The organism is Aneurinibacillus tyrosinisolvens (genome assembly GCF_001015055.1).
GTDB classification, from domain to species: Bacteria; Bacillota; Bacilli; order Aneurinibacillales; family Aneurinibacillaceae; genus Aneurinibacillus_A; species Aneurinibacillus_A tyrosinisolvens.
Window position 1 is genome coordinate 87094 of sequence record NZ_BBWZ01000009.1, and the last position, 25842, is coordinate 112935.

The window sequence follows — 25842 nt, forward strand, 5'->3', positions numbered from 1 at the left end:
ATCCTCCCGTATTAATATAAAAGATTAGTACCCTGCCGGTGCATTTTTAGAATAGTCGAGCGTATTCGCTGCAAACCAGGTGATTCCAATGCTTGGCTTTCCAGTTTCATCCGGTGCGTTATACTGAATATATTGTTGAGGAACAGACTGATTGTTTATGAAGATAACCGCCTTCTTTGGATCCTTCACATAGAAGGTAATTCCCCTCACATCGTTTAACTTTGCCGGGTGTGATCCGAGAGTTGGATCATTAATCGATGTAATGAAAATCTTTGTGTTGCCCCCTTCATTTGCCGAAGAATATTTCATATATTCCTGCGCAATGTTGTAGTGGAGAAGCCGGCTTGTGCGTGCAACGAGAATTTTCCCTGTGTCATAGTACTTTGCCAGCAGACGGAGGGATTTAATGTTGTTTCCGTAGAACGGGTAAGCGTGATTTCCGCCGCCGAAGTGCTGGGCTACAATCGAATACTGCTGCTTCCTTACAAGGTCGTCCAGGTGTTTAGGCGTTAGCTCCATGTAGATCGAAGCCGGACCCCATACCCACTGTTTCTTCCCGGAGTGATCCCGGTTGAACGTATAGCGGTGAAAGCCCCATACACGGTTTCCGTCGCGTAGAGTTATGGGGAAAATCATGCTATCCTGGCCGAATTTTTCCTCCCCTACGGAGTCCCATATGAAATGAACGCCGTTTTTTACATCCAAATCGGTATTGTAGAAGGGAGACTTTCTGTTATCACCTTCCTGGTAAGAAGAGAATCCGATAGACCTGTAGGATCCGAAGTTCTGACGGTTTGCCATATTTCCGTGGTTAATCCAGATCTCCGGACGGATGCCGTCTTCTTTCATGTGCTCCCAGGCGATTTTGGCAAGATTTCTTTTGCATAGCGCATCGTTTGGATTCGTACGCGAGAAGTCGCCAAATCCGTGCATGCTGTCAATCCAGCCGGCGTTCCAGTAGTGTTTAATTAATGTACTGTCCTTTTTTTTGTTCGTGTTGATTCCGTGAAAATAGGTCATCACTTCACTTGAGGTGTGCTTTTTGTTATCTACGTAGTAAGGATGGGAATCGTTTGTCGCCATGTACATCCAGAAGCTGTCCCCGACATCAAGCCCCAATCCTCTTCCGATTGGCGTCTGTTCTCTCGTATTGAGAAACCGGTGGTATTGGGCAAATTCGGCAGGCGTTGTTCCATCGATGTCGGAGGAAAAAGCAAGCATGGAGTGGTAGGGATATGGAAACTTACGCAGTTGCACTTCATGAGCCAGGGAAACTTTTGGAGCTGTATTAAAAAGAAGTAAAAAAATTGCACATAGGAGTGGAATAGCAGCTAACCCTGCTGTGATTATTTTTCTTCTCTGTTTTACCATTGTTGTACTCCCCCGTGTCACCTGAATCTTTCTGTATTTCTGTATAGGAGAAGTATAAGGAAAGAAAATAAAAAGCAAGTGTGAGAAATATTAGAGTTTCATGAGAATGGAATCACAGCGGATTTTTCTGTGCTAAGATAAAAAAGCAAGTATCGTGTGGGATGCCGGATTCGGAGAGCAAGCCAAGGAGGTTACGATGAAAAAAGTACTCATTATTGAAGATGAAGAAAACCTCGCCCGGTTTATTGAACTTGAACTCCAGTACGAGGGGTTTGCGGTCGAGGTCGCTCATGAGGGACGAACCGGGCTGGAAAAAGCGCTTCATCAGGAGTGGGATATTATTCTCCTCGATCTCATGCTGCCCGGTTTAAATGGAATTGAAATCTGCCGGCGTATCCGGAATGTAAAAGACACGCCGATTATCATGCTTACGGCGCGGACAAGCGTTCTTGATAGAGTGTCGGGTCTGGACAGCGGTGCTGATGATTACATTCCAAAACCCGTTGCCATTGAAGAACTGCTTGCGCGGATGCGGGCGCTGCTTCGCCGCCTTGAAAAGCAGGAAAGCAAAACGTCCCCGCCACTTCTCGCCCATAAAGGAATTGAAGTCAATACGGAGTCACAGGTAGTGAAGAGAAACGGAGAGACTGTTTCTTTAACGAAAAGGGAGTATGAGCTTCTGGTTGTTCTTATGCGCAATATCGATCGGGTGATGACGAGAGACATGCTGCTTGATGTTGTATGGGGGTATGAATCAGCAGTAGAGACGAACGTTGTTGATGTATATATCCGTTATCTTCGAAATAAGCTTGATATCCCGGGACAGGAAAGCTTGATCCAGACCGTGCGTGGGACAGGTTATGTTATTCGGAGATCCTAGGGGGAAATAGATGAAGAAACGTTTCGGTCCTTACTCTCTAACTTCCCGGCTGACGCTTTTGTTTACGGCAGGCATGGTTTTCTTTCTGCTCATCCTTAATTTGTTTGTGTATTGGGCGACGATGCAGCTCGTTTACCGGCACGAGCACCAGCTTCTTGAATCAAAGGTGAACGCCATAGCCATTGATATAACGGACAAGCTAACGATTCACCCGTCTTTAGGACATATGCACCTGCACCCGATGCTTACTAAATTTAAGAATGACTATCAAAGGCTCTCGCTCATTGGACCGGATGGCACTGAGATTGCGAGAGTAACCGGGGTGAAATGGCGGGAGGAAAGCGTGCGGGACTACGGGGAAATATTTGAACCGGATTCCTACATCGTTACGCGAAAAGAAGCTCTGGAGGCCTCCCAGGTGCTCGTGCTTCCGGGCCCTTACCCGGGAATGCAGATAAAAATCCTAGAGGATGCGGAGCCGCTCAATCATTTTATTAATATCCTCCTGCTCATTCTTGGGACAGCGTCTACCGGAGCTGTCATCATTTCCGGCTTTGGCGGTTATTTGCTTACGCGAATCGGAGTTCGGCCTCTTGATCGCCTGATTGTTGATATTCACCAGATGAGAGCTTCCCGTCTTTCTTCTCGGTTGCCGCTGCGCTCTACGGCAAAGGAGATTGGTACACTGACAAAGGCTTTCAACACGCTGCTCGACCAGATTGAAGAAGTCGTTTCCAAACAAAAGCAATTTATTGCAGATGCCTCGCACGAGTTAAAAACTCCGTTAACAATTATCGACGGGTATATTCGATTGCTTGAGAGATGGGGAAAGGATGAAGCCGAGGTAAGGGATGAGGCTCTTAAAGCTATGAGTCATGAATCGCACCGTCTTTTCCACCTTATTCATGATCTTCTCCTCCTAGCAGGATTGGATGAGGTCTCACCTGATACAGAAAAACTGGAAGTGCAGGATCTTACGCCGCTTCTGGAGGAAGTGAAGAAAGCATGGACATCCGCATTTCCTGCGCACCTCCAGCTTATTTTTAAGTGGGACGAACCGCTGGTTTTAGCGATGGATCGAGAGAAAATCCGCCGCCTCCTTGATATTTTCCTGGATAACGCCCGCAAGTATACGGATGAGGGGCAAGTATATGTACACGCCTATCAAGACGGACCGTTGATACATATTAAAGTAGAGGATACGGGAATTGGCATCGATGAAGAAGAACTCCCTCATATATTTGAACGGTTTTACCGGGTTGATAAGTCAAGAAACCGACAGTGGGGAGGAAGCGGACTGGGGCTTGCCATTGCAAAATCCATCGTAACCTCGCACGGTGGCGAGGTTACGATGCAGCATTCCAGTTTAGGGGGGACCGAGGTCCATATCGAACTGCCCTCTAAGCATTAACTTGTGGAGAAACCAGATAGGAGCGTTCTTATCCCAGCAAGGAGGTCCTCAATAACAAAGGGCCGCGGAATGAAGAGCTCTCCTTTGTTTTCCGTTCCACCAGCCGGGTTAAACCGTTTATTTCGCTCTGTAAGCATAATAATCGGTACAGTCGTTACCTCGCGAATCTGCCTGTACATTTCGTTTTCACGTACACCCGGAAACACAAGCCCAAGAAGGATAACATCCCATTCTTCCTCAATAGCGCTGGATAATCCGGCCTTCCCCTCATAAACGACGGTTACCTCAAACCCTTCATACTTTAATTCCAGTTCGATAAAACGGGCAAGCCGTTCCTCGTTTTCTATGATCAGCACTTTTTTCATGGTGCGTATCCTCCTGTTACCTGCGTACAACTTCCGAAGAGCGGATTATCCCGCGTCAACGAGTGCTCCGATCCCATCGGCTTCTGAAAACACAAGATCGATGAGCAGTCCATCGGGAACGAAGTTGTGATACTCAGATAAGTACAGCGCGATCGAATCAATGAGTTCCTGCTCATACAAGTGGCTGTGCTGCCAGCCCTTCTTTACCTCTGCAGAAAACCCGCGTGCCGGGTTAAATTGAAGGTCTACGTCAATATCCTGCGGAGAGCAGTGGTGCTGCCTGGCAGCAAATACACAGCATGAATCAATAACATCCTGTTCAGAGAAATAAAGTTTCACTTGTTTTCTTTCCTCCTTATACCGGCCTAGCGGAAAAAGAATCGGCGGGCTAATTTAAACAGTACCACGATAATGATAAGATCAATGATTAATCCCATGAATGAAAAACCTTGCGACATGCCTCCGTATCCCCCATAGCCGTAACCTCCGCCAAATGGGTGGAACATGCTGCCAAGCATACTGCCAATTAGAGCGCCGCCCCCAAAAGCTGCGGCATGAGACAGGAAGCCGCCGCCCTTGCCTGGAGTGGAATTGTTATAATTATGGTAAGATCCGTTTCTAACATTGGAGGAAGGTGAACGGTAGCCGGAATGGTAAGTAGAACCGTTTGAATAAGAACCATTTGATTGATAGCCGCCTGTGTGGCCGCTTCGAGTTATCGAACTCCCGCCGTAATGGCCGGTTGAATGTCCGCCGCTAAAACCTTTTGCAAAGGCGGGAATCGGTGCCAGCATTAGAATGCCTATGAGTAGAAATGTCATTATTCTTTTATACATAAACAATCATCCTTTCTAGCCTTTGTTTTTCATTATAGAAAATGACCATTAAAATTTAATGAAAAATAAAAGCATGAGGCAGGGGTTTTTCTCATTAAACTTTAATGTAGGAATAAATAATTGAAACCTTTTATGAACTCGTCCGTATAGAATAGGTGCAGCAAGATTTAAAGAGAGGGGTTTGGATATATCCATGAAAAAAATCTTTACGTTATTTTTAGCCGTAGCTGTTTTCTTCGGTGCTGGAGGCTTTCTTCATCCCGACGAGGTAAGTGCCAAGAAATCTTATCGTTCAGGAACAAAAAGCTACCAGCCAGCCGGTACCAGCCAGAATAAGAATTCCAGCTTCAATAATTCGGATGCCAGCAAGGTGAACAAGTCCACAAGCAGCCCGCTCTCCACAGCGAAGAAGAGCAGTGGCGGATTTATGAAGGGGCTTCTGTTCGGTGGATTGGCCGGCATGCTGCTCGGAGGGATGCTCGGCAACCTTGGTTCGTTCGGAGCTATTCTTGGTCTCCTGGTCAATGTTCTGTTTGTTTTTGCGGCGATTATGATTATTGTAAGGCTGTATCGTTTCTTTAAAAAGAAGCGAAACCTGAGGGAATCTGAGTCGTGGAGACGATAAAGCTGTCAGAACAGGATATTATTAACGCGGTTTGCCTTTATGTAGCGGAGAAGAGGCAGATTAGCCCGCACCTTGTAAGCGCAGAACTGCTCTGGGATGAGGACTATGGTTTCTCAGCAGAAGTGTACGAAGGGAAGCGCAAACAAATTTTAATTGAAGCGAACATTTTAGAGGCCATGCGCTTCTATCTATACAATCATCTTCATAAGCATGCGTACCCCGATCGGCTTGAGTTAGAATTGCGTGATGAGGAAGGCGTTTATGCCTATGCATTGTATAATAGGTAATAAAGAGAAAAAACACACCGTCCGGAATGGTGTGTTTTTTCATTATGAAAGAACATGGTTTTATATAAATAAGTACACATATTTTGGACAAGTGCACATCTAACATTATGAAAATTCGCTATAATGAGGAGAGGATGAAAGCACATAACGACAAGGAGCGACTACGAATATGAAAACCACTCTTCTATATGGAAAAGACGGGTTAACGATTGAAGTGCCGGATCGTGCAGTTATAATTGAGCCAAAACACCTGGATGGGCTGGCAGATGAAGAAAAAGCTGTCCGGGAAGCATTGCAAAATCCAATCGGTACGCCTCCGCTCAGGGAAATGGTAAAAAGCACGGATCGGGTTGCGATCGTCATTAGCGATATTACGCGGCCCACGCCGAATGAAAGCTTGTTCCTTGGTTACTTAATGAACTGTCCCACGTACCGCACGAGAATTTTGTCATTATTAACGGAACCGGAACGCACCGTGATCAGACGGAAGAAGAATTTGTTCAGATGCTTGGCCAGTGGGTTGTCGACCATATTAAAATTGTCAACAACCATTGCCACGATAAAGAAACCCTCGTCAATGTGGGAAGAAGCCGATTTGGCTGCGATGTATACCTGAATAAAGAGTATGTGGAGGCTGATTTTCGCATTGTAACAGGATTCATCGAGCCTCACTTTTTTGCCGGATTTTCCGGCGGACCGAAGGGGATCATGCCGGGGATTGCCGGCATTGAAACCATTCAAACCTTTCACAATGCCAGAATGATAGGAGACCCGCTGGCGACATGGGGTAACATGGTGGACAACCCGCTGCAGGATATGACCCGGGAAATTAACGGAATGTGCAAGCCTCACTTTATGCTGAACGTTACGTTAAACCGTAGCAAGGAAATTACCCGCGTTTTGGCAGGCGAATTGTATGAAGCCCATGATATAGGCTGCGCCTTCGCCAAAGAACATGCGATGATCCGGACGGATGACCGGTTTGATGTTGTTATTACATCCAACTCGGGGTATCCACTCGATCAAAATTTATATCAGGCGGTAAAAGGAATGAGTGCAGCCCACAAAATTGTGAAACAGGGCGGCACGATTATTTGCGCGGCTGAATGCTCTGATGGGCTGCCTAGCCACGGCAATTATGCGCGCATTCTCCAGATGCGAAAAAATCCGCATGAAATTCTGGAGATGATTAACAGTGAACAGTTTGAAATGTTTGACCAGTGGCAGGTCCAGAAACAGGCGGTTATCCAGGTATGGGCAGATGTATACGTATATTCTTCACTGTCTCCGGAAGAGGTAGAGAAAGCGATGTTTAAGTTAAGTACACAGCAAATATTGAAAAAACGCTGGAGGAGCTTGCAGGAAAGTACGGTGAGGACATGTCTGTTGCCGTATTGCCGCTCGGTCCGCTTACGATTCCATATGTAGAAGAGCCAGTTCATTCGGGGAGATGAAAAAATTGACTACAATTGTGATTGCACCTGATTCTTTTAAAGGAAGTTTGTCCGCAATGAAAGTAGGAACAACAATCCGGAAGGCGTTCCTATCAGAGATGGAGAATGTCCGTATTGAGGTCATTCCGATGGCTGACGGGGGAGAGGGAACATTGGATACACTTGTGTATGCTACCGGGGGACAAGTGACTGAACTTGAAGCAACCGGACCGCTCGGGGAGAGAGTGCTAACCGCATACGGCGTAACCGGAGACGGCAAAACTGCTGTCATCGAGATGGCGAGCGTGGCGGGGCTGCCTATGATTTCGAATGAAAAGCGAAATCCCATGCTGACGACGACATACGGAGTGGGCGAAATTTTACGCCATGCGCTTGATAGGGGATACCGGAGCTTTATTATTGGCCTTGGGGGGAGCGCGACGAATGACGGCGGCTGCGGAATGCTTCAGGCTCTGGGAGCAGTCTTCTTCGATAAAGATGGCCGCCCGGTTGAATCGAATGGCGGGGCGATTGCGGCGATTGAATCCGTTGATTTTACAGGGCTGGATGCGAGGGTGCAGGAGTGCACCATCCGGGTGGCGAGCGATGTGGAAAATCCGCTCTGCGGACCTAACGGAGCTTCCTATGTATTTGGTCCACAGAAGGGAGCTGCCCCTGACCAGGTAGAACAGCTGGATCAGGCCCTGGCCGCTTACGCAAACCGGGTTGAACAGGCGCTGGGCAAATCCTTTCAGTTTGTACCGGGTGCCGGAGCGGCGGGAGGGCTGGGGTTTGCCTTGCTCGCCGTGGGAGCCCAAATTGAATCGGGAGCGAACATCGTGGCGGAAGCAACGGGTCTCGAACAGCGAATTCAGCATGCGGACTGGGTCATTACCGGAGAAGGACGGAGTGATTTTCAAACTCTGTTTGGCAAGGTTCCTTCCTATGTAGCGAAGATGGCGCAGCAGTATAACGTGAGGACCGTGTTGCTTTCAGGAGGTTTGGGGCAGGGCATTGAGCAATTATATGATTATTTTGTGAGCTGCCACTCGATTGTGCGCGGGCCGGCCACCTTAGAGGATTGCATGCAGAACGCGGAAACGTATTTGTTTGAAAGCGCAAGGGATATTGCAAGGCTTATTAACAGTGCGTCTGCTCTATCACCCCGGTAACAAAAAAGATCCTTCCAAAAAACGGAGGGATCTTTTTGGTATTTACCCTCTTTTCTGCCAGGAAATTCTGTGCTCGATGGTAATCAGGATAATATCCTTTGCCTATTGGGAAACTAAAAGGGTGTGGTTTATAAAATCCGATTCTGTACACGCGTAAAGGAGAAGGGCATATGGCAAAGGAAAAGAAAACAGAGAAGGTTAACAGGGAAGTGCAAATTCTTGGAACCCATGAGAAGGCATTAACGAACGTCTTTGAAACACATACGACATCCCAGCCCCAAATCATTGAAGAAGCGAAAAGCGCTCCCGGACGTTACGATAATAGAGAAGGCAAGTACGAATAGATAGGAAAAGCCGATTGGTACGCTGCAGCAGCATATCAATCGGCTTTCTTACGTTTCAGGCACACAGCATTCCACTCATGCTTTATAATGGAATGAACAGAAGAACATTACAAAATAAGGTGTGAGAGTATGCCTGATGCTATGTCTTATGAACAATGTCTCGATTATTTAACACAATTTAACACGAGGGTGACCGATCGGAGAAACGGAGCCCACCTCAAGACAATGAGAGAGCTTCTGGCTTTATTCGGGTTAGATACGGCGGGTTATCAGATTATCCAGATTACAGGCTCGTGTGGAAAAGGGTCCACGGCCCATTTTCTTTCTTCCATGCTTGCCGCTCACGGAATTCACCATGGATTGTTTACCGGTCCTCATCTCGATACGTATGAAGAGCGGTTCGCATACAATGGGGAAACAATTCCGGCTTCTCTTTTCATTTCCTTTATTGAAGAAATTAAAGCAAGACTTGAGACGGAGTATGATGCAGAGAAGAGCGTAGGCCACATGCACGTGATGGTGTTAATTGCCCTCATGTTCTTTCAGAAAAAAGGCGCAGGGCTTCTTGTTTTTGAAAACGGAGTAGGAGGGGAAAGCGACCCCTCTAATGTTTTTGACCCTTTTATTTCCGTTATAACCGAAATCACGATCGATCATTCCCATTTGCTTGGAAACACCATTCGTGAAATCGTGCGGAATAAGGCGGCCATTATTAAGAAATCGACAGCCTATGCGGTGTGCGGCATGACTGAACCTCAAGCGAGGATTGAGTTGCAGCATGCTGAAAATGAACGAATCTCTACCCGATTTTTATATTGGAACAGAGAATACGAAAGCACGATCCGTGAGGTAACAAAAGCAGGGAGCCGGTTTGATTATAAGGGCTTTTCGCTTTCGCTGGATGGGGTAAAAATAAACATGCCCGGCCGCCACCAGGTACAGAACGCTTCCACAGCATTGTGTGTTATGGAAATTCTGCGCCGGGAAGGGTTCGGGGTGGAAGAGGAAGCGGTACGAAAAGGCCTTTCCTCGATGAGATTCTCGGGACGGATGGAGTGGCGGGAAGTGGGAGGAAGGAAAATCCTGCTCGATGGTGCCCACAATCCGCTCCAGCTCCAGGCACTTGCGAACTATGTGAAAGAGTCAGGTATTGAGAGGAAACGGATCCTTGTTTCTTTTACTTCCAACAGGGACATGGAGGAAACTGCCCGTCTTCTGGCGGAGATGAATGCCCCCTTCTACGCCGCACCGTCCCCTTTTAAGGAACGAAGGGTGGGCAGGGAGGATGTGGAGCGAAACTTTCACAAGTATGGGGTCGGCTGTACTTACTGCGATACAGTGGAAGAAGCTTTCAGGCAGGCAATGTCCGGCTTACAAGAAGACGAGGTGCTTATTGTAACTGGCTCGCTCTATCTCGTTGGCTTTCTAAACAGCGGAAGGATGGAGGCCCTTTATGAGATATAATACGATGCAGGAAGCGGAGGATTTTATTTATGCCTCCTATTTACGGGCTGTGAACTATATCCCGAAGGCGGATGACTCCATCACCCGGAGACCAGCGCTGACACGCGAACTTCTGGATCGAATGGGTGAGCCTGATAAAGGAATGAAGATTATCCTCGTAACCGGGAGTAAAGGAAAGGGCTCCACCTCCAGATTTATCTCTAGCATTTTAAGCCATTGCGGGTATAAGACCGGGCTTTTTACTTCACCGCACCTTGTACATTTCAATGAAAGAATACGCATTGATGGAAAAGCGATTTCAGACAGCGATTTTGTCCGAATCTGCAGCGAAGTTTCGCCTTTTGCCGGTGAAATTGAGCAGAGGCTATCAAGGGAGGAGTACCAGGGGCCGGTAGGAATCACGCTTGCTGTGGCTCTGAAATATTACCGGGAGCGAGGGGTGGATTATGCGGTTGTTGAGACGGGCAGAGGAGGCTGCTATGACGATACAAATGTTCTCGCTAATGAGTGGGCGGTTATCGGATCGGTGTTTGAGGAGCATATACCGTATCTCGGCTCCTCTCTCCGGGACATTGTGCGCCATAAAACAGGGATCGTGAAAGAGGGCACGCAGGCTGTTATTGTGAATAAACAGAGCGGAGATGCGATGGCGTACATAGAGGGCATGCTGGCTGGCGGGAGTGGGGACGTATATTATTATGGCAGGCAGTTTCGCTCGTCTAATATAAGGCTCAGTAGAAGCGGTACACATTTTGATCTGCATACAGACCTGGCCGGCTACCCGGATCTACGCATTCCGCTGCTGGGCGCCTTTCAGGCTGATAACGTGGCAGCTGCGGTCAAAGCATGCGAATGTATCACAGGGAAGCCGCTTGCTCACGCCATAGTAAAAGAAGCGCTCCAAGGGGTACAGTGGCCGGGGCGGTGTGAAATCATCGACGAAAATCCAACGGTCGTATTGGATGGAACAATTAATGCGGCGTCTGCTGGGTATGTAAAGGAAGTTGTCGAATCAATAGGAGCGAGGAAGATTGCCTCAATTATTGCTGTGCCGGAGGATAAGGACTACGAAGGCGTGATGAGGGCAGCGGGTGCTTTCTCGGACAGGCTGATTGTTACCAAACCTGATTCTTCACATAAAGCGTTTCCGGCGAATGCCCTGGAAACAGCGAGGCGGTTCAATAAAAAAAGCAAAGAGACAGGCACGCTGGCTGAAGCTGTTGAACTGGCAAAAGCAGACAGTGGGGTTGATTTAATTCTTATTCTCGGCACACAGACATTCATCGGCAGCGCCAAGCGGCTGTGGGACCAATCGCTGCTTGATCTCGGAAAGTAGCGGGAGCACAGGTGCACTGTACTCCCATTGTATTTAATGGAAAACGACGGTTTTGTTGTTATACGTAAGAATTTTATCCTCCAGATGCCATGCGACCGCACGCGCCAGGGCAATCCGCTCTACATGACGCCCGATACGCTTCAGATCGTCCGCGTTATCCCTGTGATTTACACGCTGTACATCCTGTTCGATAATCGGACCTTCATCAAGAGACTCCGTTACGTAGTGAGCCGTCGCTCCAATGAGCTTGACACCTCTCTCGTAAGCCCGGGCATATGGGTTTGAGCCGATGAAGGCAGGGAGAAAGGAATGGTGGATATTAATAATGCGGTTCGGATAGGCTGTTACAAAGCTTGATGAAAGGATTTGCATGTAACGTGCCAGTACAATGACATCAATATCGTAATGTGCCAGCAGTTCCAACTGCTGTTTTTCAACGTTTGTTTTCGTTTCCTTCGTTACAGGAAGGTGGTAAAAAGGAATGCCGTGTGATTCTACAGCTGCTTTGCTATCCGGGTGATTGCTAATGACCAGTGCAATGTCCGCGTATAGTGCATCCGCCTGCCACTGCCAGAGCAGTTCCATGAGGCAGTGATCTTCTTTCGATACGAATATGGCCAGCCGTTTCGGTTTTTCGGCTGTACGGATTTCCCATTTCATTTCGAATGGTTCCACCGCGTCCGCAAAGTCCAGCTTTATTTTGTCCAGCTGTTCATGCAGTCCGGGAAGGTCGAATTCGATCCGCATAAATAGCTGGCCGCCCTCCGGGTCCGTCGTATATTGATCAGACTGCACGATATTTGCTCCCTTTTCATAAAGAAACTGGGAAACGGCCGCCACGACACCCGGTTTGTCGGGACAGGACAAAAGAATGCGTGCCCTGTTTTTCCATTTTGTTTTGCCTGCTTTTTTTTGTGTAAGTACCTGCTCCACTGTGCTCCTACCTCCATTTGTTTAAAAAATAAAAAAAGACCATGCGCCTGCACATGGTCAGAGAATATCGAATGGAAATAACAGCAAAAAACCCACCCGAATCCCCTGTCCTTTTACCTGAGAGATTATCTGCCGGATCATAAGTAAGGTCCTGGCGGATTTGCTCCTTCGGTGTCTGTTCGCAACAGAACTCTCCAGAGGTATGTCCGGATGCAGTACCGCCTCTCCTGCCGAGAGACACCTGAGAGTTTCAATGCATTCCCCGGTGAGAGAAAGCATTTTGCTCCTTCGGCTCTTCGCTATGCGAAGATTCTCCTGCAACCATCATCCATCCTGTTTTAAATTATTTATGATTATAATGAGTTATTTATCCGGCGTCAATCCTTTAGTAAAGGATAACAATGAAAAAACCGAAAATATTAAAGAAGGACTAGCAATTATAGGAATTATCAGATAGAATTTAGAATACTTTCTAAATAGAGGCACAGACTATGGGGAGGAAGGGAACAACGATGATTAACAACGAGATGCATCTTTCACAGTTATACCATGCATTAAACAAAAAATTCGGGAAACGGGTTACGATGGTGTATCAATCCTTCAAAAACAGCTATAATGTTAAGCAGAATGCTGTATTTTTGACGGATGGACAACAGACTAACGTTCCGGATACAGACGAGATTGCCATTATGAATATGACGTATGTCATTGTGACGAACGATTCGAAGCAGGGGATATTCAGCCTGGAAAATACATACCAGGTGATTTATACTGTCGATTCGGATGGGGTGAAGGAAATTATCAGGCTTCTCACCGAACTGCTGGATAAAAACCCGGACGAGCCCGAAGAAGAGGCGATCCGGTTTGAGATAGATTATTACCTCACGGTTCTTCATAATGCGCTGAACAAAGATGACGAGGATGCAGCAGCCGAGAGCAAAGAAAAGCTTGCCCAGCTATGGCAACAGCTTTTAGAATGGGAAATGCTATAAGGAGGAAAGTATGGGCAACAAAAACAGCGAGATGATGCGGAAATTTATTGAGGAGAAGAAGAAGAAAAACGCCTCGCAAGGCGGAAAGAACAGGCCGGAGAAGACGCTGGGCAGCTCAAGGAGCGCGCCAAAGCAGTATAAGAAGGGCGGACTATTTGATTAGAAAGGAAGGGAAGGTACCGGCGACTGTACCTTCCCTTCTACCGTTATGCCTTACGCAAACTTCCGAGCTCTGTTACAATCGCTTCCATTTCACTGATGCTAAAGGAGCTTTTCTTTATCACCATCTCATAGATATCCCGTAAATCTTCATATTTTTCCTCATCAAAGTGGGTGGATTTGATGGCGGCCATATTGGCCATGCGCAATTTGTTTTTAATCTCCTCAACCATAAATTCTACGTTTTCCGGAGTTTTGTTCGATAAGTCCATGGAATCCATCCTTTCGGTATGCAGCATAAAATAATTGTACCATGCCGCAAAATAAAAAGAACAGCTATCCTCGTTGATAACTGTTCCGCTCTACATGCATTCCTTGAAAAAGGATGAAGAATGATCCGCTGCATTTGTCATTTTGATATATTCATTTATATAAAAATCCAAATGCCGGCTAACCTTGCATACGTCGGGATGGGTCAAGCTTTTGCCCCGGGCAGTCTCGATCATTTCCTTCCGCAGCTCTTCAATTTTATTAATAATGTGTTCCATTTAGCCTGTCCCCTTTAAAAGTGAATCAGCATATAAAATAAATGTACACTCTATTATACAGCCTTCCTGCAAAGTTTACACAGGAAAAAGTGCCATTTAATAATGATTAATAATTTAGACTCTTCCAATAGAGTAAAGTTATCTGGGACGGGATGGAATTTGTTTTCTCTTTTCTTTCCCGCATATATAATAAAAGTGCAGCAGTGAATAATAAAGAAAGTAAACCGAGGAGGAGAATAGATGCAGGATAGATTACGGAATAACCATGAAATCGACTTTACACTGCACGGTGATGATATGCAGTTTGTTGAAATCGAACTGGATCCACAGGAAAGCGTTATTGCTGAAGCCGGTGCGATGATGATGATGGAAAGCGGCATTCAGATGGAGACGATTTTCGGCGATGGATCGGAAGCGAAATCGACCGGGCTCTTTGGCAAACTTCTCGGTGCAGGGAAGCGTCTGATCACTGGTGAGAGCTTGTTTATGACTGTATTTACGAATGCGGGAGCAGGCAAACAGCATGTGTCTTTCGCGGCGCCCTACCCGGGGAAGATTATTCCGATGGATTTAAGCATGCACGGCGGAAAAATGATTTGCCAGAAAGACGCGTTCCTCTGTGCGGCAAAAGGTGTTTCGGTTGGCATTGATTTTCAGCGTAAACTTGGTACCGGGTTTTTTGGGGGTGAAGGCTTCATTATGCAGAAGCTGGAGGGAGACGGACTTGCGTTTATCCATGCCGGCGGAACGATTTATGAAAGACAATTAAGGGCTGGAGAAACATTGAAGGTGGATACTGGCTGTCTTGTAGCCATGACGAAAGAAGTGGACTATGATATTCAATTCGTCGGTGGAATTAAGACCGCGTTTTTTGGCGGGGAAGGCCTATTCTTTGCCACGCTAACAGGCCCGGGAACGGTGTGGGTCCAATCGCTGCCGTTCAGCCGTCTGGCAGACCGGATTTTTGCGGCCGCACCGCAGCGGGGTGGAAGCAAGGAAGAGGGCAGTATTCTCGGCAATCTGGGTAACTTTTTTGACGGGGATAACTCTTAAACGATGGATAAATACTCAATCACATCGAATGACTTTGCACAATTGTACCGAGACGGACAACTGGATGAAGCTTACATAATGGACGTGCGCGAACCCTATGAGTGGGAAATGTACCACCTGGAAAAAGCGCGCCTTCTCCCTATGAACTCGGTTCCTGAGCATCTGGATCAGCTGGATAAAGACCAGACAGTATACGTGGTGTGCGCGCATGGGGTACGGAGCTGGCATGTTACGAACTATTTATTGCGTAATGGTTTTGACAAGGTAGTGAATGTGGAGGGTGGCATGGCGGAGGTTGCACTCCATTTAAATCTATAAGGGATACTAAAGAAGGGAAAGCACCCGGTCGGACTTTCCCTTTAGATCTTTTTTCTATGACAGTTCATGTCCGACAAAATATTTCATCGCATCCCGGAGAAATTCGGCTAATTGCGGGTGGAAAGAATCGTACATTTTCCGGAAATCTTCATGGTCTACATATAAATCTCCCAGCCCGGCATAGATTTCTTTGGTCGGGGTATAGAATTTATTCACCCATTCATAGTGCCTTCTAATAAGCCGCTGTACCTCCGGGCTTTCAGCAGTTAAGCCTTGATTTATTGCAGCTGCAAGCTCCATGTGAATTTCATCGACGGCCTCTTTATTCTCCTTATAATCTTTTCTCTCCCAATTTTTCGTGTTCTCATTGCTTTCTTCAATTAACTCTTCCGCCTGTTTTCCGTAGCGTTCCTTCAGTTCCTCCACATACTTTTCCTGTTGTTTCTTGTCAAATCCGTAGTATATTTCTTCGTTTTTCATTTCGATTTCTCCTTTCAAATGTGTAAGGGTCTTTATAACGGTTTCTATCAATTTGTTTATGCGTTCTGCCCTTTGCTCAAGAAGGCGTTTATGTGAGTTAAGAGCGTCTATTTGGTCGAATGTACTGCTTTTGAGGATCGCCTGTATATCGTCCAGACGAAAATCCAACTCGCGAAAAAATAAAATTTGCTGCAGCTGTAAGAGCTGGTCCTCTTCATAATAACGGTACCCATTGTCTCCAAGAAAGGCGGGGTTTAGCAAGCCGATCTCATCATAGTAATGAAGCGTTCGAACGCTGACACCCGATAGCTGTGCCAGTTCTTTTACCGTATACGCCATTTCGCATCACCTCCTGTAACTACTGTAAGGCATCACGTTACGTTAGGGTCAATCCTCTTTCTAAAAATAGAATAAAAAAAAGGAAGGCACTGATTGTGTGTGCCTTCCTTTCCTATATTAACGTAAAACAAAGAACCAGAAAATCGCCGCCACTACGAAGCGGTAGTAGGCAAACGGAGTAAGATTGATTTTCTTTAATATTCTAAGGAATGTCACGACAGCCAGCATCGCAACAATGAAAGCTGTGAAAAAGCCGGTGGCAAAAAAGCCGATATCGTTCACAGACAAATAAGGAAGACTCTTAACCAGATCAAGCCCTGTGGCAGCAACCATAATCGGAACTGCAACAATAAACGTAAACTCCGCTGCCGCCTTAAGGCTTGTTCCTACGAGCAATCCGCCTGCTATCGTAGCGCCTGAACGGGAGAAACCCGGCCAGAGGGCGAGACATTGAAACAGCCCGATGCTGAATGCCTGCTTATACGTAATATCGTCCACCGTTTCCGCCCGCACAGGGACGCGGCTTTTTTCTGCTACAATCATGAAAATCCCGCCGACAACAAGGCTGATGAGTACGGTATAAGGAGAAAAGAGCTTTTCTTTAATAAAGCTATGAAGAAGAAGTCCAAGAATGACCGCTGGCAGCATCGCCAGAATAACGTGCAAAAGATTCAAGCGCGGTGCCATTGTTTTTTCTCTTCTCCAGCCTAATAAATTAAGGAATCGGCGCCAATAAAGAACGGCCACTGCCATAATCGATCCAAGCTGGATAAAAATTTCAAAAGTAGCTGCTTTTTCGCCTTCAAAATGCAGCAGATGTCCGGCTAATATGAGGTGGCCGGTTGAAGAAATCGGCAAAAATTCTGCCAATCCTTCTACAATCCCCAGAATGATGGCAATGATAAGTACACTCATACAAATCCTCCAAGCTTTAAGTTAATTAAACCAACAAAGACTAGTATAGTACTGTTGAAAAGAACTGACCACCTCTTTACAAAAAATACACACATGGAAACAAAAAGAAATAAGCCCCCTGGGAACTTATTTCTTTTTACTGTCTATATTTTTCTGTGTCTTATAGCGCTGGGTCGAGGAAGCGATCGAGAATACCCGCCAGCTCATCCGGCTTCTCCAGCATGCTCATGTGGCCGGCGTTTTCAATCGTTTCAGAGAGAACAAGCTGTTGTTCAGCGGAGAATACTTTATCTGGAGGGATAACCCCGTCATCTGAACCGGCAACGAGGAGAACCGCCTTATTGGTGCTGGCGATAACCTGTGTTCTGTCAGGCCGCTCCATCATTCCCCGCAGGGTATTTATCGCACCCCTGGGATCAGTCGCCAGAGCGATGGCTTTTGTCTTTTCTACTGCAGGGCCGAGGTTATTGATGTTCTGGCTGGAAAAAAGCTTAGGAACCAAATTGTCGGCAAACGGTTCTATGCCCTCGGTTTCCAGTGTTTCTATCCCCTTCATTCGCCCTTCTTTTGCTTTCGCATCATCCGGAAGGCCAGTGGAATGAATAAGACCGAACCCGGTCAGCATGTCTGAGTACTTCTCCGCAAAAGCAAGCGTAACATAACCGCCGAGGGAGTGACCAAGAAGTTTCACTTCAGAAACATCTAACGAAGCTAAGAGATTTTTAATGTCTTCGGCCATCTGCTCCATGGAGTACGTTCCTTCAGGTACAGCTGTTTTGCCATGGCCGCGTAGATCAGGAACAATGACGCGATATTTGCTCTCCAGCTTCGGAATGATTTCATCCCAGTAGGCGGAACTGCCGCAAAATCCGTGCAGGAGGACGACGGGGTCTCCCTGTCCGCGATCCTCATAGGCCATTTCAATCCCATTCACGTTCATTCTCTTCATCAATATCCCAGCCTTTCTCTTAATAATGTTCGTACATCATTCTTTGCTGCGGCGTAATTGAAGAAACGTACCTGTTGATGTAGAAACAAGCTCTCCCTTGTCGTTATGAATATCGCAGGCCATCTGCCAAATATCCTGCGCCTGGTTTAATACGCGCGTTGTAGCAGTAAGCTTCTTACCTGTACCGGCTTTATGGTAATTGATATTCATATCCAGCGTTACAAACTTGTCTTTTCCGGAAATCCGCAGCTCAAGCATCCAGCCCATTGCCATATCGGCTAGCGTTGCGGTGATGCCGCCATACACAATGCGGTATGGATTTAACACTTCGCGGGTAATGGGCATGGAGCAGACAAAAATGTCAGGATTGTCACTCGTTTCTTCAATAACACCGAGAAAATTTCCGAGGAAGGGATATTTATTTTCTTTCATATTTGTAAGGGCGCTAAGCGTTCTTTCCATGATTTTTACATCTCGTTCGGATAGTTGCCCAATCGCCTGCATCAGTTCCTGGTTCGTCATTTTCTTCTCCTGTCTGGTATCATGGTGTATTATGTCCCTTCCTCCATATGATCCATACCCAATATGAGGATATTACGAACATGATCATCGGCCAGGGAATAAAAAACGGTCGTTCCGATTTTGCGTGTTTTGGTTAAGCCGAGCATTTTCATTAGGCGCAGGTGGTGAGAGGCATTGGCGACGGAAATACCGACAACCTCAGAAATGTCATGCACACATAGTTCCTCGTGGCAAGTCAGGGCATAGCCGATTTTTACCCGGTTTGCCTCGGACAGGCCTTTAAACCATCCCGCCAGCTGCCGGGCCGGCTTATCCGCGATAAGATGGTGCAGTTCATCCAGCCTGCCGGGAGCAAGCTCCTGGCAGCCCTCAGTGCTGGTGGACTTTTTCGTCACAAACATTCCCCTCCTCGCACATTTGCTGATCCTCGACTTGTATCGTTGTGTGGGTAATATGGAAGTCTTCCTTAAACATCCGGTTGGCTGCCCGCAGTACATCCCCGGTGTTATCAAGGGTGTTGATAACAATATGGCAGCTCAGCGATGGAAAGCCGGAAGTTACCGTCCATACGTGAAGGTCGTGGATGTCTTCCACCCCTTGTAAAGAAAGAATTCCCTGCCTTAGTTCCTCAAGATCGATTCCTATCGGCACTCCTTCCATCAGCACATTTACCGAATCCCGAATGACGCGCCACCCGGAAAAAAGCACAAGAATGGCCACAATAATACTTGCGATTGGATCCGCGAGATTCCAGCCAAACGCCCAGATGAGGATAGCAGCGACGATCGCGCCGACTGAACCCAGCATGTCGCCAAGCACATGGAGAAATGCGCTCCGTACGTTGAGATTGTCAGACGTATCCCCGCGCATTAAAATCCAGGCTACCACAATGTTGACCAGAAGCCCAAGAATAGCGATAAACATCATGCTTTTGCTTGCAACGCTCGGCGGCGCCGAAAAGCGGTGGTACGCCTCTACAAAGATGTAAATGGAAATGACCGATAGGGCAACACCATTAAAAAGTGCGGCCAGTATTTCCGTTCGTTTATAGCCATATGTTTTCGTTGCAGTGGCAGGTTTGTCAGCAAGCCACATGGCGAGAACGCTTAGAAAAAGGGAAGCAGAGTCACTCAGCATATGTCCCGCGTCGGACAGCAGGGCCAGGCTGTTCGTCCAAATTCCTCCGATAAACTCTACAATCATAAAAGCGGTAATTAATAAAAAAAGCAAAAAATAGCGAATTCCGATTTGCATGATCGGAGTGGCTATGCCCGTGTGAGTGGCCATGCCCGTGATGGTGATGGTGATCGCCCATAATAAACCCTCCCGTTTTCTTCCTGTTTATCTGCCCTCATTGTATAGTTTCTATGAAGTGAATTCAAGTAAACGTTTGAATAGTAAGGATGATTCTCTTTCTCACTTCTCAGGCAAAAGAAAAAACCTTCCGCATAGCAGAAGGTTTACAGGGTTCCGTTTTTACGCCGCTTGCCCTTTAGCATGAAACCAAAGCCCACGAGCAGGATGGCGGCCAGCAAAAAGATAACGGCAAACAGAGCGCTTCTCTCCGCAATGGAAACGCCGACAGCGAGTAAGCAAAGAACGGAGAAAATAGCGATAAGAAGAGACTGTATTTTATGGGTTGTCATTCGTTTCACCTCATTATGTATTATACTATATACATACGTAATGAAAAACCAAAGGAAAGTCAGGCTGGTTTTGCAATTCTTCTTAGCTTTTTACCGATTTCTTCGGTGACTTTCTCAACGGCAATATGATCCGATTCGTCGATATGGATCGATGGCCGGCCCATCACGAGTATTTTGCCGAGCAGGTGTCCCTCCACTTTAATGGGAACCTGAAGAATGGATTTTCGGGCAAGGGAAAAGGGGCCCGTATCATTCGACGAGGCCTTAAGTTTTAAAGTGGATCCCTCCAGTATGTATAAGCCAATCCAATCAAAATGTGAGACACGTCTAAAATTATAGACAAGGCGATTATATATATATTCCATATCATCCGTGCGATGAATGAGGGCCAGTGTCTCCAGTGAAGCGATCTCTGTCGAAATCGACATATGAAATTCCTCCCGGTGCATTGTTCATCCATACCATTGTATCAAATTTATTTTAAGATTGATTGTAGTAAGTTTAGGAAACAAGCCTACACTAAGGGTAGATATGAAAAGCTATTCATTATTCGTTTGAAATAGCGGCAAATCAGGGGGCTTCATACATGAATAAGAAAAATCATCCAAATCGGAACCAGGCCAAAGTGAAACGGTACACGGTGAAAGAACCGGCGGAATTGCTGCCTTTTTTACTGAAAAGTATATCGAACCTCAGCCGCAACGCCGTTAAATCGTTATTAACCCGCAGACAAGTATCGGTAAACGATCGGGTCGTGACTGCACACAATTTTTTGCTGCAGCCCGGACAAACCGTTTCCATTGGAAACAATAGAGCTTCAGAAGAAACTTCAATGGTCGGACTTGCCATTTTGCATGAAGATGAAGACATCATTGTAATCCGGAAGGAAGCCGGATTGCTCTCGATTGCTTCTTCCCAGGAGAATGAGTTAACAGCCTACCGGCAGCTTATGGCGCACGTCCGCACCCAAAATCCAAAAAGCCGGATTTTTGTCGTACACCGGCTGGACCGCGATACGTCCGGAGTTATGATGTTTGCCAAAAGCAAGGATGTCCAGCAAAAGCTGCAAAATTCATGGCAGGACATTGTACGGGAACGTACGTACATTGCCCTGGTTGAAGGGGTGGTAAAGAAACCGGAAGGCACGATTTCGTCGTGGTTGAAAGAAAGTAAGACTCTAAAAATGTATTCCAGTCCTTATCCTAATGACGGACAACACGCCGTGACACACTACAAGGTTATTCAAGCAAGCCAGGGTTTTTCCTTGCTGGAGGTCCATCTTGAAACAGGGCGGAAAAATCAAATTCGTGTCCATATGCAGGATATAGGACATCCGGTTGTGGGCGATAAGAAATACGGTGCAAAAACAAAGGCAATTGGCCGTCTCGGACTCCATGCCCGTGTTTTAGCTTTTTTGCATCCTGCGACGGGCGAACTGCTGCGTTTTGAGACGGATATTCCCCGGGCATTTCTAGGCCCTCTTCGGGGTGCGAAATAAGTTATTTTTCATTTAGTTTAGGCAATCGAAAGATTTTGTAGAAATAATAAAACATCAAATACAGGATTACATTTGCGAAATATGAATACCCATAATTCCACCATCTTTCATGTGTCATATGGTTTGTAATTACGTGAAGCCATTCGATTATAAGCCCTGTGTTTGCAAAGATAAACAGGTGAAGGGATATACGCCAAAAAGTATGTTGTTTAGGTAACGATTGAATGAACAAATATGTAACAACAAAATAGATACCCCAGTCATCTCCCAGCAAAGGCAGTAAGGGTTGCTTTGAAGGATAAGTCCATAGAGGATGATGATGGATAATATTATCTGTTGTAGCACCTAAAAAACCTGCAAAAAAGCATACAGGGACTATCTCCCTCCACCGCTCCTTATCAGCAATCAATAACCATATGAACCAGGCAATCAAATCCCGAAGCATAAAAAACATATTCATTTCCCCTGACTACACCATTATCTATAAGTAAATATATTGTAGTAGTTAAATTAATTTCCATCTGTTGTAGTTCCTATCTATATCCTATTTATTGGTTTTTTACACCAATTCAAATCCATTTTTTGGTCATTAGAACCAATTTTTCCTTTGAGATGCAGTTTTTCCGCTATTAATATAAAAAACCCCTCGTAGGAGGGGCTCAGGCTGTCGGGGCTTCCCGGCAGCTTATTACATATGTTTCTATAGGGAAAAGGATTTAACTAAAGCTAACCCATATGAGGAGCGCAGAAGCCAGGAGAAGAATAAACTTCGACTATAAAACATCAGAATTCAAAGTTTTTAGCGACTGCAAAATAAAGGGGCGAACACAGGCAGCAATAATAATTCCACCTCCTACCATGCAGGTTAAAAGGATTCTCTCGAAGCCAAGCAGCCAGGTTTCCATCATCAACACTCCTAACTTATGTAATAATATCTAACTTAGTTAGTTTTTTAAAATTGCCCCATACTCTGTTTTACAAAAGGCAGAGGATGGGGTGGCTACATGCTCCACAGAACTAAAAAGTTAGCCAGTGTTTTGTGAAGCAAACGCTCAAACCGGGAAGTATCGCCGGCAATTCGATGAGCTGCTGAAAGAGAAATCAACCCGTGTAATGATGACCAGACGATATCTACCTCATCATCAATATTTATTTCTTCCCAGCTTTTATATACAAAGAGATCCTTAACCACACTTCGCATAAAAGCGAACGTTTCTTTTGCAGAAGCTGGAGTTTTGTCGGTACCAAATTTTATAGTGCCCAGTCCGTGCATTACTTCGTATAATTCCTTACTTTCCTGTACGAACTCCAGGTATGCCTTTCCAAGTGACATAAAACCGGATTCTGGGTTATCAGCTTTAAGATAAGCATGGCGCAACTTTTCAAGTAACTGGCGGAATCCTTCGGATACAAGCTCATGCATCATTTCTTCTTTATTGGAGAAATGTTCATAAATTGTCGGGGGACTGTATTCAATTTCATTTGCGATTTTACGAATAGTCACTGACTGCCAGCCTTCCTGTGCGGAAATCCTGCGCGCAGCCAGGAGAATCTCATCTTTTAAAGCGGCTTTTTGACGCTTCCTCCGTTCATTTACCCCATGTTATCACCTCTTTATTTAACTTTAGTAAAATTATCTAACTTAGTTAGGTGAAAGTCAATGAAAATTTTGGGTGGAGAACATTAAAAAGCCCCACCTGTTCCCGGCAGGAGGGGCTTCGGCAGAGATTAAAATGAATCTCCATAAATACTTTCCGCAGTTCATCGTTAAACCCCGGCTAATTTGTCGCGGTCATATTTGTTACTGTGCTTCTCTTTTCGAAGCAGAGTCAAGTGTAAGCGGGAGAATGATTTCAAAGGAAGTTCCCTGTCCGGGAGAGCTCATCACATTAATTTTTCCCTTATGGTTCTTAATAATATTGTAGCTCACCATGAGCCCTAAGCCGGTCCCCTTCTCTTTCGTAGTATAAAAAGGTTCACCTAATTTCTTGATTTTCTCAGGGGGGATTCCACACCCATGGTCTACAAAGCGGACACTAATCCCTTCTTCCTGTTTCTTTGCTTCCACCTTAATTACCCCTGCATCCGCCATTGATTCCATTGCGTTTTTTAAAAGATTAATAAAAACTTGTTTTAATTGATTTTCTTCACATTCAATCATAGGAAGATTTTCGTCATATACTGTAATAATCTCGATATTTTTCATGATAGCTTGCGTTTCAAACAAAGTGACAGTCCCTTGAATGATTTTCTGAACGGAATTTTTTCTGAAAGTAAATGACTGCGGCTTGGAAAGCATCAAAAACTCATTAATAATGAGTTCAATTCGATTTACCTCGGCTAACACAATATCAAAGTATTGGTTTTCGCTTTCGTATTGCTGTTTAAATAATTGGATGAATCCCCGTATGACTGTTAAAGGATTTCGTACCTCATGTGCTACACCGGCCGCCAGGTTTCCGGCAATGGAAATCGTGTCAGCCTTCCTAAGGGCCTCTTCGATTTGTTTTCTTCCGGTGATATCACGGCCAACGCCTAACCAGGCCGGCTGCCCTTCATAATTTATGGAAATAAAAATCGTTTCCACCTCGATTATTCTATTATCAAACGTGTTAATTTTATACTCGAGGGGTCCAATAATGACTTTTTCCCTTTTGGTCTTATTAACGGAGATCTTTATAAGCTCATGGTAATCAGGTTCAATAAAATCAAATACGTTTTTTCCTAGCAGTTCCCATGGTTCTTTTACACCCATAATGGCTGCCCCTTCTTTGTTTATAAAAGAGAATATACCTTTCTGGTTGACAACTACTATTTTATCAGGGAGGTGCTCAACCAAAAGGCGGTACCGTTCTTCGCTTTCCCTTAGTCTCTCTTGCGTTTGTTTCAGGTCGGTAATATCCAGGAAAGTCCCCAGTACCTCAATAGGCTGTCCTGTAGCCGTATCAAGAATGGGCTCATAGTTGGCTAAAATCCAGCGGTAAGAGGAGTCACCGGCGAGCTCTACGCCCAGTACAGCATTTTGTATACGCTGCCCTGTGCGAAGAGCAATCATGTAGGGCTGTTCCTCATAGGATAAGAGACGGCCGTCATCTTCGAAAAACTTCCATGGTGCATTCTTGGGGTTGCCGCCGTGTATTTCTTCCTGTTTTACGCCTAATATTTTGCAGGCTTCCTCATTGGCGTGCAGAACAGTGCCTTCCCTGTCTTTTAGGACAATGCCGCCGCTGATTGCGTTATAAAGACTCTCGTACCGCTGTTCACTTTCCTTTAACTTGTTTTCCGTTATTTTTGAATTTGTAATATCACGCGCTGTCACTACGAGCACTTTTGGTTCGCCATTCGTATCAAAGATAGGAACTTTAATCACATCATAAGTAAGCAAGGTTCCGTCTTTTTTTTGGAAGATTTGCTCAAAACGAATCGTTCTTTTGCTACGCCATGCTTCTATATCTGAATCATGGCAAACCGAGAAAAAACGATGCCGGTCCCCGTAGATTTTAATAATGTGTGCACTCGTTTTTCCTTCATAAGGGGCATCCTCAATCTCAAAAAAACGACGAGATGCTTCATTCCCTTCGATCCAATGCCCCTCCTTGTCCTTTAAATATACGAAGTCGGGGACATTATTAATGAGCGTATACAACGTCTTTTGTTCCTCCCGCAGCTTCCGTTTCGAGGCGAGAAGTTTTTTTCTATCCTGCTTTATGAAGATGTAAATGATGAAGGCACCGATAAGAATAGACAACGCATCCTGTATAATGTGGACAGGAACAAAAAGGCCTGGTTTAGAGAAATATGGACGCAGCAGCCGATGCGAAATAATAAAGTAGAGGGAAAGGAGAAGAGTAAACAAAATGGAGATTTTAAAAGGGCTCCATTTTACTTTTACCTGCTTTTCAGTTAGCCAGTGAATCATAGAAACCTCCGTATCAACAAAAAGACTTGTTTTTAGTTATAGTACCA

The 25842-nt window shown here is 45.7% G+C and carries 31 protein-coding genes, 1 pseudogene and 2 riboswitches; of the genes and pseudogenes, 14 read left to right on the plus strand and 18 right to left on the minus strand.

Going from position 1 to position 25842, the window contains the following annotated elements; all coding sequences use genetic code 11:
* Positions 1-24: 24 nt before the first annotated feature.
* Positions 25-1371: a hypothetical protein gene (locus MBEAL2_RS10770; RefSeq protein WP_052947658.1), complete on the minus strand. Its 1347-nt coding sequence runs from the start codon at positions 1369-1371 to the stop codon at positions 25-27.
* 196 nt (positions 1372-1567) lie between these two features.
* Here MBEAL2_RS10770 and MBEAL2_RS10775 point away from each other — a divergent pair, with 196 nt between their 5' ends.
* Positions 1568-2251 carry a response regulator transcription factor gene (locus tag MBEAL2_RS10775; protein WP_047152312.1) on the plus strand — a complete coding sequence of 228 codons (684 nt, stop codon included), beginning with the start codon at positions 1568-1570 and terminating at the stop codon, positions 2249-2251.
* A gap of 10 nt (positions 2252-2261) precedes the next feature.
* Positions 2262-3662 carry a sensor histidine kinase gene (locus MBEAL2_RS10780; RefSeq protein WP_047152313.1) on the plus strand — a complete coding sequence of 467 codons (1401 nt, stop codon included), beginning with the start codon at positions 2262-2264 and terminating at the stop codon, positions 3660-3662.
* Here MBEAL2_RS10780 and MBEAL2_RS10785 read toward each other — a convergent pair.
* From MBEAL2_RS10785 to MBEAL2_RS10795, 3 genes are read right to left on the minus strand one after another with little or no spacing between them, the layout of a single operon-like run.
* A complete protein-coding gene (locus MBEAL2_RS10785) occupies positions 3659-4027 on the minus strand; it encodes a response regulator transcription factor (protein WP_052947659.1) in 369 nt (122 codons plus the stop codon). The genes MBEAL2_RS10780 and MBEAL2_RS10785 overlap by 4 nt on opposite strands.
* A 45-nt stretch (positions 4028-4072) precedes the next feature.
* The gene (locus MBEAL2_RS10790; RefSeq protein ID WP_047152314.1) at positions 4073-4366 is read right to left on the minus strand and encodes a DUF2653 family protein; all 294 of its coding nucleotides are present in this window, start codon (positions 4364-4366) and stop codon (positions 4073-4075) included.
* Positions 4367-4392: 26 nt separating this feature from the next.
* Positions 4393-4863 carry a hypothetical protein gene (locus MBEAL2_RS10795; RefSeq protein WP_047152315.1) on the minus strand — a complete coding sequence of 157 codons (471 nt, stop codon included), beginning with the start codon at positions 4861-4863 and terminating at the stop codon, positions 4393-4395.
* 193 nt (positions 4864-5056) lie between these two features.
* On the opposite strand from MBEAL2_RS10795, the gene MBEAL2_RS10800 reads away from it, so the two are divergent.
* From MBEAL2_RS10800 to MBEAL2_RS10825, 7 genes and pseudogenes are all read left to right on the plus strand, one after another.
* The gene (locus MBEAL2_RS10800; protein ID WP_047152316.1) at positions 5057-5488 is read left to right on the plus strand and encodes a hypothetical protein; all 432 of its coding nucleotides are present in this window, start codon (positions 5057-5059) and stop codon (positions 5486-5488) included.
* Positions 5476-5775, plus strand: a complete 300-nt coding sequence (locus MBEAL2_RS10805; RefSeq protein WP_047152317.1) for a YxcD family protein — start codon at positions 5476-5478, stop codon at positions 5773-5775. The genes MBEAL2_RS10800 and MBEAL2_RS10805 overlap by 13 nt, the downstream gene beginning before the upstream one ends.
* A gap of 169 nt (positions 5776-5944) precedes the next feature.
* Positions 5945-7229 (plus strand): annotated as a pseudogene (gene larA, locus MBEAL2_RS10810) (nickel-dependent lactate racemase).
* Between the two features lie 5 nt (positions 7230-7234).
* Entirely contained in the window at positions 7235-8380 is a 1146-nt protein-coding gene (locus tag MBEAL2_RS10815) for a glycerate kinase (protein WP_236692763.1), read from the plus strand.
* Positions 8381-8550: 170 nt separating this feature from the next.
* Positions 8551-8724, plus strand: coding sequence for a hypothetical protein (locus MBEAL2_RS31740; protein ID WP_161798200.1), 174 nt, complete (start codon positions 8551-8553; stop codon positions 8722-8724).
* A gap of 129 nt (positions 8725-8853) precedes the next feature.
* Positions 8854-10188 (plus strand): bifunctional folylpolyglutamate synthase/dihydrofolate synthase, encoded by a 1335-nt coding sequence (locus MBEAL2_RS10820; RefSeq protein ID WP_047152319.1) that lies wholly within the window; start codon positions 8854-8856, stop codon positions 10186-10188.
* Positions 10178-11524: a bifunctional folylpolyglutamate synthase/dihydrofolate synthase gene (locus MBEAL2_RS10825; RefSeq protein ID WP_047152320.1), complete on the plus strand. Its 1347-nt coding sequence runs from the start codon at positions 10178-10180 to the stop codon at positions 11522-11524. The genes MBEAL2_RS10820 and MBEAL2_RS10825 overlap by 11 nt, the downstream gene beginning before the upstream one ends.
* 33 nt (positions 11525-11557) lie before the next feature.
* Here the strand turns inward: MBEAL2_RS10825 and purU are convergent, their stop codons facing one another.
* On the minus strand, positions 11558-12457 hold the full coding sequence (gene purU, locus MBEAL2_RS10830) for a formyltetrahydrofolate deformylase (protein ID WP_047152321.1): 900 nt from the start codon (positions 12455-12457) through the stop codon (positions 11558-11560).
* Between the two features lie 95 nt (positions 12458-12552).
* Positions 12553-12665: riboswitch (glycine riboswitch) on the minus strand.
* Positions 12666-12677: 12 nt separating this feature from the next.
* Positions 12678-12785: riboswitch (glycine riboswitch) on the minus strand.
* 184 nt (positions 12786-12969) lie between these two features.
* On the opposite strand from purU, the gene MBEAL2_RS10840 reads away from it, so the two are divergent.
* Together MBEAL2_RS10840 and MBEAL2_RS32245 are read left to right on the plus strand one after the other, a co-directional pair.
* On the plus strand, positions 12970-13449 hold the full coding sequence (locus tag MBEAL2_RS10840) for a YkzI domain-containing protein (RefSeq protein WP_152667760.1): 480 nt from the start codon (positions 12970-12972) through the stop codon (positions 13447-13449).
* Positions 13450-13459: 10 nt separating this feature from the next.
* Positions 13460-13612, plus strand: a complete 153-nt coding sequence (locus tag MBEAL2_RS32245; protein ID WP_173427707.1) for a hypothetical protein — start codon at positions 13460-13462, stop codon at positions 13610-13612.
* Positions 13613-13655: 43 nt separating this feature from the next.
* Here MBEAL2_RS32245 and MBEAL2_RS10845 read toward each other — a convergent pair whose 3' ends face one another.
* Positions 13656-13880, minus strand: coding sequence for a DUF1128 domain-containing protein (locus MBEAL2_RS10845; protein WP_047152324.1), 225 nt, complete (start codon positions 13878-13880; stop codon positions 13656-13658).
* A gap of 90 nt (positions 13881-13970) precedes the next feature.
* Entirely contained in the window at positions 13971-14156 is a 186-nt protein-coding gene (locus tag MBEAL2_RS10850) for an aspartyl-phosphate phosphatase Spo0E family protein (RefSeq protein ID WP_047152325.1), read from the minus strand.
* Between the two features lie 240 nt (positions 14157-14396).
* Here MBEAL2_RS10850 and MBEAL2_RS10855 point away from each other — a divergent pair, with 240 nt between their 5' ends.
* Together MBEAL2_RS10855 and MBEAL2_RS10860 are read left to right on the plus strand one after the other, a co-directional pair.
* Positions 14397-15209 (plus strand): TIGR00266 family protein, encoded by an 813-nt coding sequence (locus tag MBEAL2_RS10855; protein ID WP_047152326.1) that lies wholly within the window; start codon positions 14397-14399, stop codon positions 15207-15209.
* 3 nt (positions 15210-15212) lie between these two features.
* Positions 15213-15527 carry a rhodanese-like domain-containing protein gene (locus MBEAL2_RS10860; protein ID WP_052947660.1) on the plus strand — a complete coding sequence of 105 codons (315 nt, stop codon included), beginning with the start codon at positions 15213-15215 and terminating at the stop codon, positions 15525-15527.
* Positions 15528-15581: 54 nt separating this feature from the next.
* Here the strand turns inward: MBEAL2_RS10860 and MBEAL2_RS10865 are convergent, their stop codons facing one another.
* From MBEAL2_RS10865 to MBEAL2_RS10900, 8 genes are all read right to left on the minus strand, one after another.
* Positions 15582-16346, minus strand: a complete 765-nt coding sequence (locus tag MBEAL2_RS10865) for a MerR family transcriptional regulator (RefSeq protein ID WP_047152327.1) — start codon at positions 16344-16346, stop codon at positions 15582-15584.
* 117 nt (positions 16347-16463) lie between these two features.
* Positions 16464-17261, minus strand: a complete 798-nt coding sequence (gene bacA / locus MBEAL2_RS10870; protein ID WP_047152328.1) for an undecaprenyl-diphosphate phosphatase — start codon at positions 17259-17261, stop codon at positions 16464-16466.
* Between the two features lie 160 nt (positions 17262-17421).
* On the minus strand, positions 17422-18210 hold the full coding sequence (locus tag MBEAL2_RS10875; RefSeq protein WP_047152329.1) for an alpha/beta fold hydrolase: 789 nt from the start codon (positions 18208-18210) through the stop codon (positions 17422-17424).
* A 36-nt stretch (positions 18211-18246) separates the two neighbouring features.
* Positions 18247-18732, minus strand: coding sequence for a PaaI family thioesterase (locus MBEAL2_RS10880; RefSeq protein ID WP_047152330.1), 486 nt, complete (start codon positions 18730-18732; stop codon positions 18247-18249).
* 29 nt (positions 18733-18761) lie between these two features.
* On the minus strand, positions 18762-19127 hold the full coding sequence (locus MBEAL2_RS10885) for an ArsR/SmtB family transcription factor (RefSeq protein WP_052947661.1): 366 nt from the start codon (positions 19125-19127) through the stop codon (positions 18762-18764).
* Positions 19102-20019 carry a cation diffusion facilitator family transporter gene (locus MBEAL2_RS10890; protein ID WP_369405491.1) on the minus strand — a complete coding sequence of 306 codons (918 nt, stop codon included), beginning with the start codon at positions 20017-20019 and terminating at the stop codon, positions 19102-19104. Before MBEAL2_RS10890 ends, MBEAL2_RS10885 begins: the two co-directional genes overlap by 26 nt.
* A 173-nt stretch (positions 20020-20192) precedes the next feature.
* The gene (locus tag MBEAL2_RS10895; protein WP_047152332.1) at positions 20193-20378 is read right to left on the minus strand and encodes a DUF5325 family protein; all 186 of its coding nucleotides are present in this window, start codon (positions 20376-20378) and stop codon (positions 20193-20195) included.
* 59 nt (positions 20379-20437) lie between these two features.
* Positions 20438-20806 (minus strand): hypothetical protein, encoded by a 369-nt coding sequence (locus MBEAL2_RS10900; protein WP_047152333.1) that lies wholly within the window; start codon positions 20804-20806, stop codon positions 20438-20440.
* Between the two features lie 158 nt (positions 20807-20964).
* On the opposite strand from MBEAL2_RS10900, the gene MBEAL2_RS10905 reads away from it, so the two are divergent.
* The gene (locus MBEAL2_RS10905) at positions 20965-21876 is read left to right on the plus strand and encodes an RluA family pseudouridine synthase (RefSeq protein WP_047152334.1); all 912 of its coding nucleotides are present in this window, start codon (positions 20965-20967) and stop codon (positions 21874-21876) included.
* 1 nt (position 21877) lies between these two features.
* Here MBEAL2_RS10905 and MBEAL2_RS10910 read toward each other — a convergent pair whose 3' ends face one another.
* The 3 genes from MBEAL2_RS10910 to MBEAL2_RS29200 all read right to left on the minus strand — a co-directional run bounded on the left by MBEAL2_RS10910 (position 21878) and on the right by MBEAL2_RS29200 (position 25795).
* Positions 21878-22330: a CBO0543 family protein gene (locus MBEAL2_RS10910; RefSeq protein ID WP_052947662.1), complete on the minus strand. Its 453-nt coding sequence runs from the start codon at positions 22328-22330 to the stop codon at positions 21878-21880.
* A 546-nt stretch (positions 22331-22876) separates the two neighbouring features.
* Positions 22877-23428: a TetR/AcrR family transcriptional regulator gene (locus MBEAL2_RS10915; protein WP_369405496.1), complete on the minus strand. Its 552-nt coding sequence runs from the start codon at positions 23426-23428 to the stop codon at positions 22877-22879.
* A gap of 249 nt (positions 23429-23677) precedes the next feature.
* On the minus strand, positions 23678-25795 hold the full coding sequence (locus MBEAL2_RS29200; RefSeq protein WP_052947663.1) for a PAS domain-containing sensor histidine kinase: 2118 nt from the start codon (positions 25793-25795) through the stop codon (positions 23678-23680).
* Positions 25796-25842: the final 47 nt, after the last annotated feature.